This is a genomic window from Streptomyces sp. NPDC031049, from assembly GCF_055571015.1.
This window is the reverse complement of sequence record NZ_JBVIGC010000010.1, coordinates 242,238-259,242: the sequence shown is the minus strand read 5'-3', so window position 1 is coordinate 259,242 and position 17,005 is coordinate 242,238. Positions and strand designations below refer to the sequence as shown.

Annotated in this window: 14 protein-coding genes; 9 read left to right on the top strand and 5 right to left on the bottom strand. The window is 73.0% G+C overall.

Going from position 1 to position 17,005, the window contains the following annotated elements; translation table 11 throughout:
* Positions 1-192: 192 nt before the first annotated feature.
* Positions 193-1,113: a 5'-3' exonuclease gene (locus ACZ45Q_RS19180; protein WP_468262411.1), complete on the bottom strand. Its 921-nt coding sequence runs from the start codon at positions 1,111-1,113 to the stop codon at positions 193-195.
* 181 nt (positions 1,114-1,294) lie between these two features.
* Between ACZ45Q_RS19180 and ACZ45Q_RS19175 the strand changes: the two genes are divergently transcribed.
* From ACZ45Q_RS19175 to ACZ45Q_RS19160, 4 genes are all read left to right on the top strand, one after another.
* Entirely contained in the window at positions 1,295-2,383 is a 1,089-nt protein-coding gene (locus ACZ45Q_RS19175; protein WP_468262409.1) for a quaternary amine ABC transporter ATP-binding protein, read from the top strand.
* Positions 2,376-4,991: an ABC transporter permease/substrate binding protein gene (locus tag ACZ45Q_RS19170; RefSeq protein ID WP_468262406.1), complete on the top strand. Its 2,616-nt coding sequence runs from the start codon at positions 2,376-2,378 to the stop codon at positions 4,989-4,991. Before ACZ45Q_RS19175 ends, ACZ45Q_RS19170 begins: the two co-directional genes overlap by 8 nt.
* A gap of 422 nt (positions 4,992-5,413) precedes the next feature.
* Positions 5,414-5,983: a helix-turn-helix domain-containing protein gene (locus ACZ45Q_RS19165; protein ID WP_468262403.1), complete on the top strand. Its 570-nt coding sequence runs from the start codon at positions 5,414-5,416 to the stop codon at positions 5,981-5,983.
* 7 nt (positions 5,984-5,990) lie between these two features.
* Positions 5,991-6,710, top strand: a complete 720-nt coding sequence (locus tag ACZ45Q_RS19160) for a helical backbone metal receptor (protein ID WP_468262400.1) — start codon at positions 5,991-5,993, stop codon at positions 6,708-6,710.
* On the opposite strand, the gene ACZ45Q_RS19155 is transcribed toward ACZ45Q_RS19160, so the two are convergent.
* Positions 6,637-7,794 (bottom strand): TDT family transporter, encoded by a 1,158-nt coding sequence (locus ACZ45Q_RS19155; RefSeq protein WP_468262397.1) that lies wholly within the window; start codon positions 7,792-7,794, stop codon positions 6,637-6,639. The two genes, ACZ45Q_RS19160 and ACZ45Q_RS19155, sit on opposite strands and share 74 nt — an antisense overlap.
* A gap of 70 nt (positions 7,795-7,864) precedes the next feature.
* Between ACZ45Q_RS19155 and ACZ45Q_RS19150 the strand changes: the two genes are divergently transcribed.
* Entirely contained in the window at positions 7,865-8,809 is a 945-nt protein-coding gene (locus ACZ45Q_RS19150) for a LysR family transcriptional regulator (RefSeq protein WP_468262394.1), read from the top strand.
* Positions 8,810-9,226: 417 nt separating this feature from the next.
* Here the strand turns inward: ACZ45Q_RS19150 and ACZ45Q_RS19145 are convergent, their stop codons facing one another.
* From ACZ45Q_RS19145 to ACZ45Q_RS19135, 3 genes are all read right to left on the bottom strand, one after another.
* Positions 9,227-9,916 (bottom strand): gamma-glutamyl-gamma-aminobutyrate hydrolase family protein, encoded by a 690-nt coding sequence (locus tag ACZ45Q_RS19145; RefSeq protein ID WP_468262391.1) that lies wholly within the window; start codon positions 9,914-9,916, stop codon positions 9,227-9,229.
* 39 nt (positions 9,917-9,955) lie between these two features.
* Positions 9,956-11,401, bottom strand: coding sequence for an ethanolamine permease (gene eat / locus ACZ45Q_RS19140; protein ID WP_468262388.1), 1,446 nt, complete (start codon positions 11,399-11,401; stop codon positions 9,956-9,958).
* 206 nt (positions 11,402-11,607) lie between these two features.
* Positions 11,608-12,408: a FadR/GntR family transcriptional regulator gene (locus ACZ45Q_RS19135; protein WP_468262385.1), complete on the bottom strand. Its 801-nt coding sequence runs from the start codon at positions 12,406-12,408 to the stop codon at positions 11,608-11,610.
* 86 nt (positions 12,409-12,494) lie between these two features.
* Here ACZ45Q_RS19135 and ACZ45Q_RS19130 point away from each other — a divergent pair, with 86 nt between their 5' ends.
* Genes ACZ45Q_RS19130 through ACZ45Q_RS19115 form a run of 4 tightly spaced genes read left to right on the top strand, consistent with a single transcriptional unit; the run spans position 12,495 to position 16,988 of the window.
* Positions 12,495-13,859, top strand: coding sequence for a glutamine synthetase family protein (locus ACZ45Q_RS19130; protein WP_468262382.1), 1,365 nt, complete (start codon positions 12,495-12,497; stop codon positions 13,857-13,859).
* 6 nt (positions 13,860-13,865) lie between these two features.
* Entirely contained in the window at positions 13,866-15,230 is a 1,365-nt protein-coding gene (locus ACZ45Q_RS19125) for an aldehyde dehydrogenase family protein (RefSeq protein WP_468262379.1), read from the top strand.
* Positions 15,231-15,236: 6 nt separating this feature from the next.
* Positions 15,237-16,019 (top strand): 3-oxoacyl-ACP reductase, encoded by a 783-nt coding sequence (locus ACZ45Q_RS19120; RefSeq protein ID WP_468262376.1) that lies wholly within the window; start codon positions 15,237-15,239, stop codon positions 16,017-16,019.
* Positions 16,020-16,046: 27 nt separating this feature from the next.
* On the top strand, positions 16,047-16,988 hold the full coding sequence (locus ACZ45Q_RS19115; protein WP_468262524.1) for a DUF2510 domain-containing protein: 942 nt from the start codon (positions 16,047-16,049) through the stop codon (positions 16,986-16,988).
* Positions 16,989-17,005 lie beyond the last annotated feature (17 nt).

Genomic DNA, 17,005 nt, shown 5'->3' with positions numbered 1-17,005 from the left:
GTTAGGTTTACCTAAGTTAGCACCTTCCCCTAGTGCCGGTGTCGCGCGGACACGGCGGGCGTGAGGTGCCGCTGGGCTTCCCGTCGCCGGAGAGACGCGAGAAACGCACCGTACGCGTTCCCGGGGCCGGGAGTCCTGATGCACCGCCGCCGCACCGCGCGACCCGCGAGCGTGCGCGGGCGGTCGGCCCGCTCAGGCGGAGAGCGTCGTCAGCAGCCGCTCCAGTGAGCCGCCCAGGCCCCAGCGGGCGGTCAGTGCCTCGAGGGTCGCGCGGTCGCGGGGAGCGCGCGGGAGTGCGGTATCGACCTCGGGCAGCGGCACGTCGTCGGCGACGCGGACGACCTTGGGGGCCACGGCGAGGTAGGGCCGCGCCTCGGTCAGGCGCTTGCGCTGGGTGGGGGTGAGCTTGGCGCGCGGGTCGTCGACCGCGGCCAGGATGCCGGCCAGGTCCCCGAACTCGGCCAGCAGCTTGGCCGCCGTCTTCTCGCCGACGCCTGCCACCCCGGGCAGACCGTCGCTCGGGTCGCCCCGCAGCAGCGCGAGGTCCGCGTAGCCGCGGCCGTCGACGCCGTACTTCTCCCGCAGCACCGCCTCGTCGGTGAGCTGGAGCGTGCCCACGCCCTTGAGCGGGTACAGCACGCGCACCCCGCGGGCGTCGTCGACGAGCTGGTACAGGTCGCGGTCGCCGGTGACGATGTCGACCGGGCCGGTGGCCCGCGCCGTGTAGGTGCCGATCACGTCGTCGGCCTCGTAGCCGGGCACACCGACGCGGGCGATGCCGAGTGCGTCGAGGACGGCCTCGATGACCGGCACCTGCGGCGACAGCGTGTCGGGCACCTCCTCCTCGTCCGGTTCCCCCGCGTGCTCCTCGGCGACGCGGTGCGCCTTGTACGAGGGGATCAGCTCGACCCGCCAGTGCGGGCGCCAGTCCGCGTCCATGCAGGCCACCAGGTGGTCCGGGCGGTGGTCCTTGACGAGGCGGTCGATGAAGTCGAGCAGCCCGCGCACGGCGTTCACGGGCGAGCCGTCGGGCGCCTTCACGGACTCCGGGACCCCGAAGTAGGCGCGGAAGTAGAGGGAGGCGGTGTCGAGAAGCATCAGTCGTCCGGTCACCCTCCGCATCATGCCGCAGGCCCGGGACGCCGGTCGTGCGGGACGTGTGAAGCCGATCACTGTTGTGTTTGGCCGGTAAGGATCGGGGCAGGCGCGCAGCCGGGTCGATGCTGGTTGAAAACTTCAACTGTTAGCCAGTCTTCGTTTTCCTGTGTCCCTGTCCCCGAGGCAAGAGGTAAGCGTGTCAGCGAGGCTAGAGGCCGAGCATCTCTACAAGGTGTTCGGCAGAAAACCGGACCAGGCAGTCGAGCGACTGCGCCAGGGAGCCGAACGGGAGGAGCTGCGCGCGGACGGCACCACGGCCGCCGTGATCGACGCCTCCTTCACCGTCGAGCCCGGTGAGATATTCGTCGTCATGGGCCTTTCGGGGTCCGGCAAGTCCACCCTGCTGCGCATGCTCAACGGCCTGCTGGAGCCGACCTCGGGCCATGTCCGCTTCGGCGGCGAGGACCTGACCGAGCTGAGCGACCGCCGGCTGCGCGAGGTCCGCTCCAAGAAGATCAGCATGGTCTTCCAGCACTTCGCGCTCTTCCCGCACCGCAGCGTCCGCGACAACGCCGCCTACGGCCTGGAAGTGCAGGGCGTGCCCCGCGCCGAGCGCGAACGCCGCGCCGACGAGGCGCTCGCCCTGTGCGGCCTGGCCGGCTGGGAGAAGTCCTGGCCGGACGAGCTGTCCGGCGGCATGCAGCAGCGCGTCGGCCTCGCCCGCGCGCTCGCCACCGACGCCGACCTGCTGCTGATGGACGAGTCCTTCAGCGCGCTCGACCCGCTGATCCGCCGCGACATGCAGGACCAGCTCCTCGAGCTCCAGAAGACCCTGAAGAAGACGATCGTCTTCATCACCCACGACCTCAACGAGGCCATGCGCCTCGGCGACCGCATCGCCGTCATGCGCGACGGCCGGATCGTGCAGATCGGCACCGCGCAGGACATCCTTCTGCGGCCCGCCAACGACTACGTCGCCTCCTTCACCCAGGACGTCGACCGCTCCCGCGTGCTGACCGCCGGTGCCGTGATGGACACCGACCTGCGCGGCGACGAGGCCGACTGCGACTGCGAGACCGCGACGCCCCTGACGCCGTTCACCGAGCTGTGCGCGATCAGCGCCCGCGTGCCGCACCCCGTGGCCGTGGTCGACGACGCCGACGCGCTCGTCGGCGTCGTGCCGCGGCAGCGCCTGGTCGGGTTCATCGGCGACGAGCAGGCCCCCCAGGGCTCCTGCGCGACCCCGAAGGACAAGGGCGGCGAGAAGGTGATGGCCCGTGCCTAGGATTCCGCTCGGCGACTGGGTCAACAGCACGGTCGACTGGCTGCTCGACAACGTTTCCTGGTTCTTCACCTTCTGCAAGGGCGTCTTCACCGGCGCCTACGACGGCATCAACGCCGTCCTCCAGGCGCCCGAGCCGCTGCTGCTCGCCGGGATCTTCGCCGTGCTGGCCTTCTGGCTGCGCGGCACCGTCGCCGGCGTCCTCTCCTTCGCGGGCTTCGCCTTCATCGACTCCCTCGGGCTGTGGGAGGACGCGATGGTGACGCTGGCGCTGCTGCTGGTGGCCACGGTCATCGCGCTGGCCGTCTCGGTGCCCCTGGGCATCTGGGCGGCGCGCTCGGACCGGGTCAGCTCGTTCGTCCGGCCGGTCCTGGACTTCATGCAGACCCTGCCGGCGATGATCTACCTCATTCCGGCGATCCTGTTCTTCGGCACCGGCTCCGCCCCGGGCATCGTCGCCACCCTGATCTTCGCGCTCGCCCCGGGCGTGCGCATGACCGAGCTGGGCATCCGCCAGGTCGACAAGGAGCTGGTGGAGGCCGCCGAGGCGTTCGGCACCACCCCGCGCAACACCCTGCTGCGCGTCCAGCTCCCGCTGGCGCTGCCCACCGTGATGGCGGGCGTCAACCAGGTCATCATGCTCGGCCTGTCCATGGCCGCGATCGCCGGCATGGTCGGCACCGGCGGGCTCGGCGGAGCGGTCATGGAGTCCATCGGCCAGCTGAACGTGGGCCTCGGCTCCGAGGCCGGTGTCGCCATCGTGATCCTGGCGATCTACCTGGACCGGATGACCAGCGCCCTGGGCACCGAGGTGTCCCCGCTGGGCCGCCGCGCCGCCGCCAGGGCCCGCGCGGCCAAGAACCTGAAGATCTGGTCCTACCGGCCCCGTCCCCAGGTCGCCGTGATCGGCGTCGTGGTCCTCGGCCTCGTCGCCGGCGGCATGGGCATGTTCGGCGGCGGCGCCGCCGAGCGGACGGCCGCGGGCGGCAAGAACGTCGGCCAGGGCAAGAAGATCAGCATCGGCTACATCCCCTGGGACGAGGGCGTCGCCTCGACCTTCCTGTGGAAGGAGATCCTGGAGCGGCGCGGCTACGAGGTGGAGGCCAAGCAGTTCGAGGCCGGGCCGCTGTACACCGCGCTCTCGCAGGGCAACGTCGACTTCCAGACCGACGCCTGGCTGCCGACGACCCACTCCCAGTACTGGAAGAAGTACGGCGCGCAGCTCGAGGACCTCGGCTCCTGGTACGGCCCGACCTCGCTGGAGCTGACCGTCCCCGCGTACATGGAGGACGTCGACTCCCTGGCCGACCTCAAGGGCAAGGCCGACCTGTTCGGCGGCAAGATCACCGGCATCGAGCCCAGCGCCGGTGAGATGGCCCTGCTGAAGAGCAAGGTCCTCAAGGAGTACGGCCTCGACAAGGAGTACAAGGTCGTCGACAGCTCCACGCCGGCGATGCTGGCCGAGCTGAAGCGGGCCTACAGCAAGAAGGAGCCGATCGTCGTCACGCTCTGGTCCCCGCACTGGGCGTACAACGACTACGAGCTGAAGAAGCTGAAGGACCCCGAGGGCGCCTGGGGCGAGGGCGACGGCGTGCACACGCTGTCCCGCAAGGGCTTCGGCGGCGACAACCCGACCGTCGCCAAGTGGCTGAAGAACTTCACGATGAACGAGAAGCAGCTCACCAGCCTCGAAGCCGAGATCAACAAGGCGGGCAAGGGCAAGCAGCAGGACGCCGTGCGCGCCTGGCTGAAGGACAACCCGGGCCTGGTCGACCAGTGGGCCCCGGTCGAGGGCGGCTCCGGCGCCACCCCGGCGGAGGCCAAGCGTCCGCTGGACGTGGCCTGGTTCCCCTGGGACGAGGACATCGCCGTCACCTACCTGTGGAAGAACGTCCTGGAGCGGCGCGGCTACAAGCTGAACCTCAAGCAGATGGAGGTCGGCCCCGTCTACACCGGCCTGGCCTCCGGTGACCTCGACCTCAACTTCGACGCCTGGCTGCCGCACGCCCAGAAGAACTACTGGGAGAAGAGCAAGGACGACCTCTCCGACCTGGGCAGCTGGTACGAGCCGACCTCGCTGGAGATCGCCGTGCCCGCGTACGTCAAGGACGTCAAGTCCATGGCGGACCTCAAGGGCAAGGCCGACCTCTTCGACGGGCGGATCATCGGCATCGAGCCGGGCACCGGTGAGATGAACCTGCTCAAGAAGAGCGTCCTGCCCGCCTACGGCCTCCAGGACGAGTACGAGGTCGTCGACGGCTCCACGCCGGCGATGCTGGCCGAGCTCAAGCGCGCCTACGCCCAGAAGAAGCCGATCGCGGTCACCCTGTGGTCGCCCCACTGGGCCTACGCCGAGTACGACCTGACCAAGGTCGCGGACCCGAAGAAGGCCTGGGGCGAGAACAACAAGATCCACACGATCGCCAGCAAGAAGTTCCCCGAGCAGTACCCGCAGCTCACCGAGTGGATCAAGAACTTCTCGATGAGCGAGGAGGAGCTCGCCACCCTGGAGGCGGAGATCAAGAACCGCGGCCAGGGCAACGAGGAGAAGGCGGTCGCCGCCTGGCTCGAGGAGCATCCGGAGGTGGCCGAGCGGATGACGGCCTCCTAGTCGCGGCCGTCACCGGCACCGTCGCCGCGTCATCGAGGGCGGGCCCCCACGCGTTCCGGCGCGGGGGCCCGCCCCTTTTCGTACGCCCGGTGGGGCGGCGTTCCCGTGCTCCGCCGGGACAACGGTAAGGATCCGGACAACCACGGAGCGCTATGCCCCCGCCCGAGCCGAGTCGGGAGAGGGTATGGGACACGGCCGGGGAACCCGGTAGATTCGCAGACCCGGCTCACCCGGGCCGGTCCGCGGACCACAACCGTGGCGCGAACCGTCGGATCGAAGCCGCCAGGGCGCGACATCGATGTGACGGGCGCATGAAACGGTTTGCCGAACATGCGTAGGGTGCAGAGAACTCATCAGGAGAACGGCGCCCGGTCACGGGCCCGGGGACGGCACGACGAGGCGTGAAGGAGGGAGCCGGAGCGATGGGCGACCACAAAGAACAGCCCCTCCGCGTGGGCGCGGCCGTGCGGCGGCGTCGCCGCGCCCTGGAGCTCACCCTCGCCGTCGTGGCCGAGCGCAGCGGCCTGTCGGTGCCCTTCCTCAGCCAGGTCGAGAACGACCGGGCCCGGCCCAGCCGCGGCTCCCTGGAGAAGGTGGCCGACGCCCTGCGCACCACCGCCGTGGAACTGCTCGCCGCCGCCGATCCCGCGTGCAGCGTGGACGTGGTCCGCTCCGAGGAGCCCGAGCCGGGTTTCCGGCCCCGGGTGCGCTCGCTGGTCCGCGGCCACCACCAGATGCACGCCCTGGAGTTCACCGGGGACCACGACGCCGGCCGGGAACTCCAGTACCGCAACGACCAGTTGATGTACGTCGCCGAGGGCGCGGTGGAGATCGAGGCCGAGGGCCGCGCCTACCGGCTGGGGCGCGGTGACACGCTGTACCTCACCGGCGGGGTGCGGCACCGCTGGCGGGCGACGGTGCCGGACACCCGGCTGCTCGTCGTCGCCGTCGCCGAGCACATCGAGGCCGTCCGCGACCGGCCGCACGGGTGAGCCGCCGGTGCGCGTCGTCTCCCTGGTGCCGTCGCTGACGGAGTCGGTCGCCCGCACGCTCCCCGGTGTCCTCGTCGGTGCCACCGACTGGTGCACGCACCCGGCCGACCTGGACGTCGTCCGGGTCGGCGGGACCAAGAACCCGGAGACCGGGCGCATCGTCTCCCTCGCCCCCGACCTGGTGATCGCCAACGAGGAGGAGAACCGCGCCGACGACCTGGCCACCCTGCGTGAAGCGGGCGTCGAGGTGCTGGTCACCGAGGTGCGCACGGTGCCGCAGGCCTTCGCCGAACTGACCCGGGTGCTCACCGCCTGCGGAGCGGACCCCCGGCCGCCCTGGCTGGCGGAGGCGGAAGCGGCCTGGGCGGCGCCGCCCCCGCCGGTGCACCGCGTCAGGGCCGTCGTGCCGATCTGGCGCCGGCCGTGGATGGTGCTGGGCCGGGACACCTTCGCCGGCGACGTCCTGGCCCGCCTCGGCGTCGACCAGCTCTACGCCGGCCACGCGGAGCGCTATCCGAGGGTTCCCGTCGACGAGCTGCGAGCCGCCCGCCCGGACGTCGTCGTGCTCCCCGACGAGCCGTACCGCTTCACCGCCGACGACGGCCCCGAGGCCTTCCCGGGCCTGCCGTGCGCCCTGGTCGACGGCCGGCACCTCACCTGGTACGGGCCGTCGCTGGCCGAGGCGCCGAGGGTGCTGGGCGAGGGGCTGCGAGCAGCGCTCCGCTGACCAGCCCGCGCCCGGTCCCCACGGCCGCGACCGCCCAGGCGGTGACGAGGACGACGTACAGCGCGACGCCGAGCCCGTCGTACACCGCCAGCCCCGTGTGCCGGGCCAGCGACTCGGCGCCGGTGACACACGTGCCCACCGGGAACGTGAACGCCCACCAGGTCATCGAGAAGCGCATGCCCTGACGGCGGGCCCGGACGACGTGTGCGGTGGCGAGGGCGAGCCACAGCAGCGCGAAGCCCGTCACGGGGACGCCGTAGAGCACGGCGAGGGCCTCGAAACCGCGGTCGTACGGTGCCGGTACGACGCCGGGGGCGGCGTCCGCGAACTGGCCGACGGCGGTGGTGGACTGGCCGAGCGGGCCCAGCACCAGGAACAGGGACGGAGTCAGTGCGAGCGGCAGCGGGCCGCCCGTGACCAGCCGCGCGAACACCACCGGCAGCATCGCCAGGGTGGCGAGCAGGCTCGCCCCGAACAGGGCGACGCAGGCCAGCAGCAGGGTCCGGCGCGGCTGACCGGCCGGCAGATGGGCGATCAGCAGGGGCCCGACGGCCGCGGACACCATCGGCGCCACCAGCGGCAGCAGCCACACCGGGCTGGCCTGCGACGGCTCCACCCGATGGCGTACGGCCATCAGGTACGGCACGGCGACGGCCACCGCCAGCCCGACGACGGTCCCGGTGGTGAACAGCACGGCGCCCAGCCCGACCGCCGCACGCGGGCCGGTCCAGTCCCGGCCGACGGTGAGCGCGCCGCCGCCGACCGCCAGCAGCGCCATCGACAGACAGCCGTAGAAGGGCGCCGCCACCGGGTCGAGGAGGTGGGCGCGGGCCTGGTCGCGGTGGTGCCGCCAGTGCAGCGCCCGGGCGGCGAGCAGCGCCACGAGCAGCAGCAGGGAGAACGCCCACACCGCCGTGCACGCCGTGCGCAGCCCGGGTACGCGCAGGGGCAGCCCGGCGCCGGCGGTGGCCACGACGGAGGTGCCCATGACGCACGCGTACCAGTTGGGCCCCAGGTGGCGCAGGGCCGGGACGCGGGGCGGGCGGACGACGGCACGGGCGAGGGGCTGGGCTGCGGTGACCATGGTTCTACGCTCGCCGGGCGAGACGCCCCTGACCAGGGATCATGCCTCTATGAGGACATAAGCTGGGGTTATGAGCAACGTGGAGGAGACCGGACCCGCCGGACCCGTCGGCCGCGCGGGCGCCGGATCGCTGGCGCACCGGGTACCGGATCTGGGCGCTCTGGAACTGCTGCTGGCCGTGGCGCGGCTGGGCAGTCTCGGTGGCGCGGCACGTGAGCTGGGCGTCACCCAGCCGGCGGCCAGCAGCCGCATCCGCTCCATGGAGCGCCAGCTGGGCGTCGCCCTGGTGGACCGCTCGCCGCGGGGCTCCCGGCTCACCGACGCCGGTGCCCTGGTCACCGACTGGGCCCGGCGGATCGTGGAGGCCGCCGAGGCCTTCGACGCGGGCGCGCAGGCGCTGCGGGACCGCAGGGACTCGCGGTTGCGGGTGGCGGCGAGCATGACGATCGCCGAGTACCTGCTGCCGGGTTGGCTGCTGGCGCTGCGCGCCCAGCGGCCGGACACGGCGGTGTCCCTGCTCGCCGGGAACTCCACGGCGGTGGCCGAGCGGCTGCTCGCCGACGAGGCGGACCTGGGGTTCGTGGAGGGGGTGAGCGTCCCGACCGGGCTGGACTCCGCGGTCATCGCCCACGACCGGCTGATCGTGGTGACCGCGCCGGGCCATCCCTGGGCCCGCCGGCGCCGGCCGCTGGCCGCGGCGGAGCTGGCGGCGACCCCGCTGATCCTGCGCGAGAAGGGCTCGGGCACCCGGCAGGTGCTGGACGCCGCGCTGGGCGGGCTGGCCCGTCCCCTGATCGAGCTGTCGTCGACCACCGCCGTGAAGGCCGCCGCGGTGAGCGGCGCGGGCCCCGCCGTCCTGAGCGAACTCGCCGTCGGCGAGGAGCTCTCGATGCGGCGCCTGGTCCGGGTGCCGTTGGCGGACGTCGCCCTCGCCCGCGACCTCCGCGCGGTCTGGCCGACCGGCCACCGCCCGACGGGCCCGGCCCGCCACCTGCTGTCCCTGACCCGGGCGTAGCCGCGATCCCGCCGACGCCGGCGTCCGCCCATCTCCGCTGTCACCGGCCACCGGGCCGGGGCGCCCGCCCGGCGGGGCGGTCCGTGTCCGGCGGGGCGGTTCGTGTCCGGCGCACCGGCCCTGCCGTCCCGGTACTCGGCCGGTGTCCGTCCGTGGGCGGACGGGGGTGGGGGCGGACGGGAATCCGGGGCGGGCTGGTCCGGGTGGCGGTCCCTGCCGTGTGCCCGGTCGGGTACCGGGCGCACGGCGCCCGGCCGGGCGGCCGGTGCTGTGGCCGGTGTGCCCGGTGCCGTGGCCCGGTGTGCCCGGTGCCATGGGGGCTCTCTTCGTGATCCCGGGTCCGGGAGTGGCCCGGCGACGGTCCCGGGCCGGGGTGACCCCGGCGCCGTTCCCGTCCCGGCGCGCGCCGGGGATCGGTCAGGTGCCGCCCGCCGCCTCCACCAGCGCCCGCATCACCCGTACGTCCTCGCCCATCTCCGGGTGCCACTGGACGCCCAGGACCCAGCTCTCGGCGGACGGCAGTTCCACGGCCTCCACGGTCCCGTCCGCCGCGTGCGCCGACGCGATCAGGCCCCGGCCGAGCCGGTCCACCGCCTGGTGGTGGTACGTGGGGACGAACGCCTCCTCCGGGGCGATGCCCGCGTACACCGTCCCCGGCACCGGCTCGACCGGGTGGCCCCCGAACACGCCGACCACCTCGGCGTGACCGTCGATGTGCTGGACGAGCGTGCCGCCCAGGGCGACGTTCAGCAGCTGCATGCCCCGGCAGATGCCCAGCAGCGGCACCCGTGCCGCCAGCGCCGCCTCGATGAGCGCCAGCTCCCAGGCGTCCCGGGCCGGTGCGGGCGGGCCGGTGCGCGGGCCGGGCTCGGCGCCGTAGCGGGCCGGCTCCACGTCCGGCCCGCCGGCGATCACCAGGCCGTCCAGGCGGGCGACGGCCGCCGCCGCGTGCTCGGGCGCGTCCGGCGGCAGCATCGCGGCCAGGCCGCCCGCCCGCTGCACCAGCCGCGGGTACCCGGACGGCAGCAGCGCCGCCTCCAGCTCCCACACGCCCCAGCGCGCGCCGCTCTCCAGATACGTACTCACGCCGATCAGCGGCCTGGCCACCCTGACCTCCTCGATGTCCGCGTCGCCCCGCGCGCGCTCTCAGTCCCGTGCCAACTCTGCCTCCGCCGCAGCCAGTGCCGCGAACTCCTCCTCCGGAGCCTTGGCCACCAGCCGCCTGCGGCTGTACAGCGCGAAGTACGCCACGGCCACCGCGTACACCGCGAGCGCGATGAACGCCGCCGTCACGTCCACCAGGAACGTCGCCACCAGCGCGGCGCAGGCCAGCGCCAGCGCGACCGAAGAGGTCAGCACCCCGCCCGGCGTGCGGTAGGGCCGCTCCAGACCCGGTTCCCGGCGGCGCAGCACGATGTGGGAGAGGGACATCAGCGCGTAGGAGATCGTGGCGCCGAACACCGCCACGTTCAGCATCCGCGCGCCGTCCCCCGTCCCGGCGGCCAGCGCGAAACCGATCGCGCCCGGCACCAGCAGGCCCAGGTAGGGCGCCTTGCGCCTGCTGGTCAGCGACAGGAACCTCGGCAGGTAGCCCGCGCGGGACAGCGCGAACAGCTGGCGCGAGCCCGCGTAGATCAGGGAGAAGAACGAGGCCACCAGGCCGGCCAGGCCCGCGTAGTTGACGACGCGGCTCAGCGCCGTGGCTTCTCCGTCCGGCTGGAGCGCCTCGACGAGGGGGTTGCCCGCCTCCTGGATCGCCGCCGAGCCCCGCGCGCCCGCCGCGGCGAAGAACGTCATCAGGGCCAGCAGCACCAGGATGCCCATCGACCAGCGGATCGCCCGGGGGAGCGTACGGGCCGGCTCCCTGGTCTCCTCGGCCGCCAGCGGCACGCCCTCCACGCCGAGGAAGAACCACATCCCGAACGGGAACGCGGCCCAGATGCCCAGCAGGCCCATCGGCAGCCAGGAGCTGGCCCCGAACGCGTCCGGGTCCACCGGGATGTCGTCGAGCCCCGAGGCGTCGAACTCCGCGAAGGCGCCGACCGCGAACACCAGCAGCGCGGCGACCGCGATGCCGGTGACGACGAAGCTGAAGCGCAGGGCCTCGCCCACGCCCCACAGATGGATGCCGATGAAGATCACGAAGCAGGCGAGGTAGATCGGCCAGCCCGACTCCAGGCCGAACAGGCCGAGCGACTCGACGTAGTCACCGATGAAGATGGAGATGGCGGCGGGCGCCAGGACGTACTCGATGAGGATGGCCGTACCGGTCAGGAACCCGCCCCAGGGGCCGAGCGCCCGCCGTGCGAAGCCGTAGCCGCCGCCCGCCGTGGGCAGGATCGAGGACAGCTCGGCCAGGGCGAAGACCATGCAGGTGTACATCAGGCCCATCAGGACCATGGCGATCGCGAGGCCGCCGAAACCGCCCTCGGCGAGGCCGAAGTTCCAGCCCGAGTAGTCCCCGGAGACGACGTAGGCGACGCCGAGGCCGGTCAGCAGCAGCCAGCCGGCGCTGCCCCGGCGCAGGGCCCGGCGTTCGAGATAGTCGTCCGCCTCGCCGGCGGAGCGCTGCTTGGTGGAATCCACGGTCATGGCACGACTCCCCACGGGCGGAACCTCAATGGAATGGCCCCATACCTTTGCGGTGCCGCCGGGGGGAAATCAAGACCCGTGCGTAACGGAGCGGTTAACGATCGCGCCCCGCGCGAGCGCGGGACGACGCCGGCCGGGGTGGCGGCGCCGGCCGGGGTGGGCCGGCGGGGCCCCGGAGCCCGCGGCCGGGGCGCCGGTGAGGGGCGTCAGGTGAGGAAGCCGCGCAGCAGCGCGGCGGTCCCCGCGCAGTGTTCGCGCATCATCTCCCGCGCCCCGTCGGCGTCCCCGTCCAGCACCGCCTCCACCAGCGCGGTGTGCTGGCGCTGGGAGTGCTCCAGGTTGCGCACCAGCAGCGGGATGCAGTCCAGCAGGTCGTTGAGCTTCGCCCGCACGGCCGCGTACTGGGCGGTCAGCGTCGGCGAGCCGGACAGCTCGGCCAGGGTCAGGTGCAGCAGCGTGTCCAGGCGGCGGTAGTCCGTCAGCGGCGCGTCGTGGGTGCGCGCCAGCGCCTCGCGCAGCCGCCCCGCCTGCTCGCCGGTCAGCCCGTGCCCCGCGCACAGCTCCGCCGCGCCCACCTCCAGCACCTCGCGGAAGCGCAGCGTGTCTTCGACGTCCACGTCCCGCAGCCGGCGCCGCAGCTCCTCCTCGCCGGGCGTCTCGGTGCGCGGCAGCACGAACGTGCCGCCGTACCGCCCGCGCCGTGCCTCCACCAGGCCCTGGTCCTGGAGGACCTTCAGCACCTCGCGCAGGGTCACCCGGCTGATGCGCAGCCGCTCCGCCAGCTCGCGCTCCGAGGGCAGCCGCTCGCCTCCCGGCACCAGCCCCAGCCGCACCACCTGGAGGATCTGCTCCAGGGCCTCCTCGAAACCGTTGCCCGCCCGCACCGGCCGCAGCACCGGCGCCAGCCGGTCCCCGGCGTCGGCCGCCCGGTCCTCATCGTGGGCCGCCCGGTCCCCGCCCCCGGTTCCCGCCTCGACCGCCGCGCGCTCCGCGTCCGCCTGCGACATGCAGCCGTACCCCCTTCCCAAGCAATGGTTCTCGGCAATACCTTATGGCTCCCGGCTGACCGCAGCAGCCCGAAGGAGGCCTCCCCGTGGCAGACCGCACACCCCCGCTCACCGTCGAGGAACTGCACGTCCTCGTCGCGGGCGGCGAGATCGACACTGTCGTCCTGGCCTTCCCCGACATGCAAGGACGGCTCCAGGGCAAGCGGTTCGCCGCCCGCTTCTTCCTCGACGAGGTGCTCCACCACGGCACCGAGGGCTGCAACTACCTCCTCGCCGTGGACGCCGAGATGAACACCGTCGACGGCTACGAGATGTCCTCCTGGGACCGGGGCTACGGCGACTTCGCGATGCACGCCGACCTCACCACCCTGCGCCGCGTGCCCTGGAACGAGGGCACCGCCCTGGTCGTCGCCGACCTCGCCTGGAACGACGGCTCCCCGGTCGTCGCCGCGCCCCGGCAGATCCTGCGCCGCCAGCTGGAGCGCCTCGCCGAGCTGGGACTCACCGCACAGGTCGGCACCGAGCTGGAGTTCATCGTCTTCAAGGACACCTACGAGCAGGCCTGGGACGCCGGCTACCGCGGCCTCACCCCGGTCAATCAGTACAACGTCGACTACTCCGTGCTCGGCACCGGACGCGTCGAACCCCTGCTGCGCCGCATCCGCAACGAGATGGCCGCCGCCGGCCTCACCGTCGAGTCCGCCAAGGGCGAGTGCAACCCCGGCCAGCACGAGATCGCCTTCCGCTACGACGAGGCCCTGGTCACCTGCGACCAGCACGCGATCTACAAGACCGGCGCCAAGGAGATCGCCGCGCAGGAGGGCGTCTGTCTGACCTTCATGGCCAAGTACGACGCGCGCGAGGGCAACTCCTGCCACATCCACCTCTCCCTCGCCGACGAGCACGGCGCGAGCGCCATGCCGGGTGACGGGCCGGGCGGCATGTCCGAGACCATGCGGCACTTCCTCGCCGGCCAGCTCGCCGCGCTGCGGGACTTCTCGCTGCTCTACGCCCCGAACATCAACTCGTACAAGCGCTTCCAGCCGGGATCGTTCGCCCCGACGGCCGTCGCCTGGGGCCACGACAACCGCACCTGCGCGCTGCGCGTGGTCGGCCACGGCCGCTCCCTGCGCTTCGAGAACCGGCTGCCCGGCGGCGACGTCAACCCGCACCTCGCGGTCGCGGGCATGGTGGCCGCCGGACTGTACGGCATCGAGAACAAGCTCGAACTGCCCGAGGCCTGCCCCGGGAACGCCTACACCGCCGACTTCGAGCACGTCCCCACCACCCTGCGCGAGGCCGCCGAACTCTGGGAGAACAGCCCCGTCGCCAAGGCCGCCTTCGGCGACGAGGTCGTCGCGCACTACCGCAACATGGCGCGCGTCGAGGTGGACGCCTACGACGCCGCGGTCACCGACTGGGAGCTGCGCCGCTCCTTCGAACGCATGTGAGGCCCCGTGTCCGATGAGCTGCGGGTACTGAACCCCGCCACCGAAGAGGTCGTCGCCACCGTCCCCGCCGCCACCACGGCCGACGTCGACGCCGCCGTCGTACGGGCCGAGCGGGCCCAGGCCGCCTGGGCCGCCCTCGCGCCCGGCGACCGCGCCCGCCTGCTGCGCCGCTTCGCCGCCACGGTCGACGCGCACCTGGAGGAACTGGCCCTGCTGGAGGTCCGCGAGGCCGGTCACACCCTCGGCAACGCCCGCTGGGAGGCGGGCAACGTGCGCGACCTGCTCGACTACGCCGCCGGCGGGGTGGAGCGGCTCACCGGCCGCCAGATCCCCGTCCCCGGCGGCCTCGACGTCACCCTCCTCGAACCGCTCGGCGTCGTCGGCGTCATCGCGCCCTGGAACTTCCCCATGCCGATCGCCGCCTGGGGCACCGCCCCCGCCCTCGCCGCGGGCAACGCGGTGCTCCTCAAGCCCGCCGAGACCACCCCGCTGACCGCCCTGCGCCTGGCCGAACTCGCCTTGGCGGCCGGGCTGCCGGAGGGCCTGTTCCAGGTGCTGCCCGGGCACGGGCCCGTCGCCGGCAACGCCCTCGTCGAGCACCCGGGCGTCGCGAAGATCGTCTTCACCGGGTCCACGGCCGTGGGCAGACAGGTGCTGGCGAAGGGCTCGGCCCTGCTCAAGCGCGTCACCCTGGAACTCGGCGGCAAGAGCCCCAACATCGTCTTCGCCGACGCCGACCTGGAGGCCGCCGCGGCCGCCGCCCCCATGTCCTTCCTCGACAACTCCGGCCAGGACTGCTGCGCCCGCACCCGCATCCTCGTCCAGCGGTCCGTGTACGACCGGTTCCTGGACCTCCTCGCCCCCGCGATCGAGGCCGTCCGGGTCGGCGACCCGGCCGACGAGCAGACGCAGATGGGCCCGCTGATCTCGGCACGACAGCTGGATCGCGTCCGCTCCTACGTCCCCGACGGCGCCGAGGGCATCCGCGGCAAGGCACCCGAAGGCCCCGGCTTCTGGTTCCCGCCCACCGTCCTCACCGGCGTCGAACCCCACGCGCGCGTGGCCGTCGAGGAGGTCTTCGGCCCCGTCGCCGTCGTGCTGCCCTTCGAGGACGAGGCCGACGCGATCCGCCTGGCCAACGCCACCGACTACGGCCTGTCCGGCTCCCTGTGGACCCGGGACGTCGGCCGCGCGCTGCGCGTCTCGGGGGCCGTCCGCGCCGGGAACCTGTCCGTCAACTCCCACGCCAGCGTCCGCTACTGGACCCCGTTCGGCGGCTTCAAGCAGTCCGGTATCGGCCGCGAGCTGGGCCCGGACGCGCTGGCCGCCTTCACCGAAACCAAGAACGTCTTCATCAGCACGGAGGCCTGACCACCCATGACCGAGGACATCATCTGCCGCCGCCTGACCGGCCGTACCGCCGTCGTCACCGGAGCCGGCAGCGGCATCGGGCTGGCCGCCGCCCGGCGGCTCGCCTCCGAGGGCGCGAACGTCGTCTGCGGCGACGTGGACGAGACGCGCGGCAAGGCCGCCGCCGAGGAGACCGGCGGGACCTTCGTGCAGGTCGACGTCACCGACCCCGAGCAGGTGGAGGCGCTGTTCCGCACGGCGTACGACACCTACGGCAGCGTCGACGTCGCCTTCAACAACGCCGGGATCTCCCCGCCCGACGACGACTCCATCCTGGAGACCGGCCTGGAGGCCTGGAAGCGGGTCCAGGAGGTCAACCTCACCTCCGTCTACCTGTGCTGCAAGGCCGCCATCCCCTACATGCGGCGCCAGGGCCGGGGCTCCATCATCAACACGGCGTCGTTCGTGGCCCGGATGGGCGCGGCGACCAGCCAGATCTCGTACACCGCCTCCAAGGGCGGCGTCCTCGCCATGTCCCGGGAACTGGGCGTGCAGTTCGCCCGGGAGGGCATCCGCGTCAACGCCCTCTGCCCCGGACCGGTCAACACCCCGCTCCTCCAGGAACTCTTCGCCAAGGACCCCGAGCGGGCCGCCCGCCGCCTGGTCCACATCCCGCTCGGCCGGTTCGCCGAAGCCGAGGAGATCGCCGCCGCCGTCGCCTTCCTGGCCAGCGACGACTCCTCCTTCGTCAACGCCACCGACTTCCTGGTGGACGGCGGGATCGCGGGGGCGTACGTCACGCCGCTGTAGCCGTCGCCTTACAGTTCCCGCATGAGCATGACGCCCCCGCCCGGCTGGTACCGCGATCCGTCGGCCCCGCACCAGGAACGCTGGTGGGACGGCACGGCCTGGACCGAGCACCGGCGCGCCCCGGAGCTCCCGGGCCGGCAGCCGGTGCCGTCGACCGTGCCGCTGTACACCGGCGGCCCCGTACCGTCCCCGGACGGCACCGGGCGGGGCAGGGCCGTCGCCGTGACCGCCGCCGCGGCCGTCCTCGTCGCGGCGATCGTCGTCGGCGCGCTCGTCCTCGGCGAGGACGACGGCGGCACCACCACGGAGCCGCCGCCTGCCACCGTTTCCACCGGGGCGGCACCGACGAGCGGGGAGCCCACCGCGTCACCGTCCGCCTCCCAGCCCTCCGCCGACGACCCGGCCGTCGTGGAGGACCAGCTCAACGGCATCACCTTCCCGCTGCCGGACGGCTGGGTCCAGCCGGAGTACATCGCCGAGGACGACGTCATGATGACCACGGACGGCACCTACGACTGCCCCGGCACCGACAACGTGTGCCGGCACGGCAAGGTCATCTCCCGCACGGTGACGGTGAACGACGAGACCTCCCCGAAGAAGCTCGCCGAACAGGACATCGAGGACGCGGCCGAGGACGCCTACGACCGCGACCTGCTCGGCGGCAAGCCTTTCGGCGGCATCGAGTCCCACGAGGTCGTCAAGGCCGGCCCGGTCGCGGTCGCCGGCCGCGCCGGGTACCTCGTGCGCTGGCGGGTCAGGACCGCCGAGGGCCCCGGCGGCTACGTCCAGTCCATGGTGTTCCCCTCCAGCGTCGGCACCGGCTCCCCGGTCCTCGTCCGCTACGTCTTCGACGCCGGCGAGGACGGCCCGCCGCTCAGCGACATGGACGAGATCACGGAGGGGATCCGCCCGGTCGGCGACGCGGAGACGGGCGGCGGCGTGGGCAACAGCCTGGGGCCGACGGACTGACGGGCTGTCGGGCTGTC

Excerpts from the sequence above, each read along its gene's own strand:
- ACZ45Q_RS19165 (WP_468262403.1), top strand. The coding sequence starts at position 5,414 with ATGGGCGACCACAAAGAACAGCCCCTCCGCGTGGGCGCGGCCGTGCGG.
- ACZ45Q_RS19155 (WP_468262397.1), bottom strand. The coding sequence starts at position 7,794 with ATGGTCACCGCAGCCCAGCCCCTCGCCCGTGCCGTCGTCCGCCCGCCC.
- ACZ45Q_RS19150 (WP_468262394.1), top strand. The coding sequence starts at position 7,865 with ATGAGCAACGTGGAGGAGACCGGACCCGCCGGACCCGTCGGCCGCGCG.
- eat (WP_468262388.1), bottom strand. The coding sequence starts at position 11,401 with ATGACCGTGGATTCCACCAAGCAGCGCTCCGCCGGCGAGGCGGACGAC.
- ACZ45Q_RS19135 (WP_468262385.1), bottom strand. The coding sequence starts at position 12,408 with ATGTCGCAGGCGGACGCGGAGCGCGCGGCGGTCGAGGCGGGAACCGGG.
- ACZ45Q_RS19120 (WP_468262376.1), top strand. The coding sequence starts at position 15,237 with ATGACCGAGGACATCATCTGCCGCCGCCTGACCGGCCGTACCGCCGTC.
- ACZ45Q_RS19115 (WP_468262524.1), top strand. The coding sequence starts at position 16,047 with ATGACGCCCCCGCCCGGCTGGTACCGCGATCCGTCGGCCCCGCACCAG.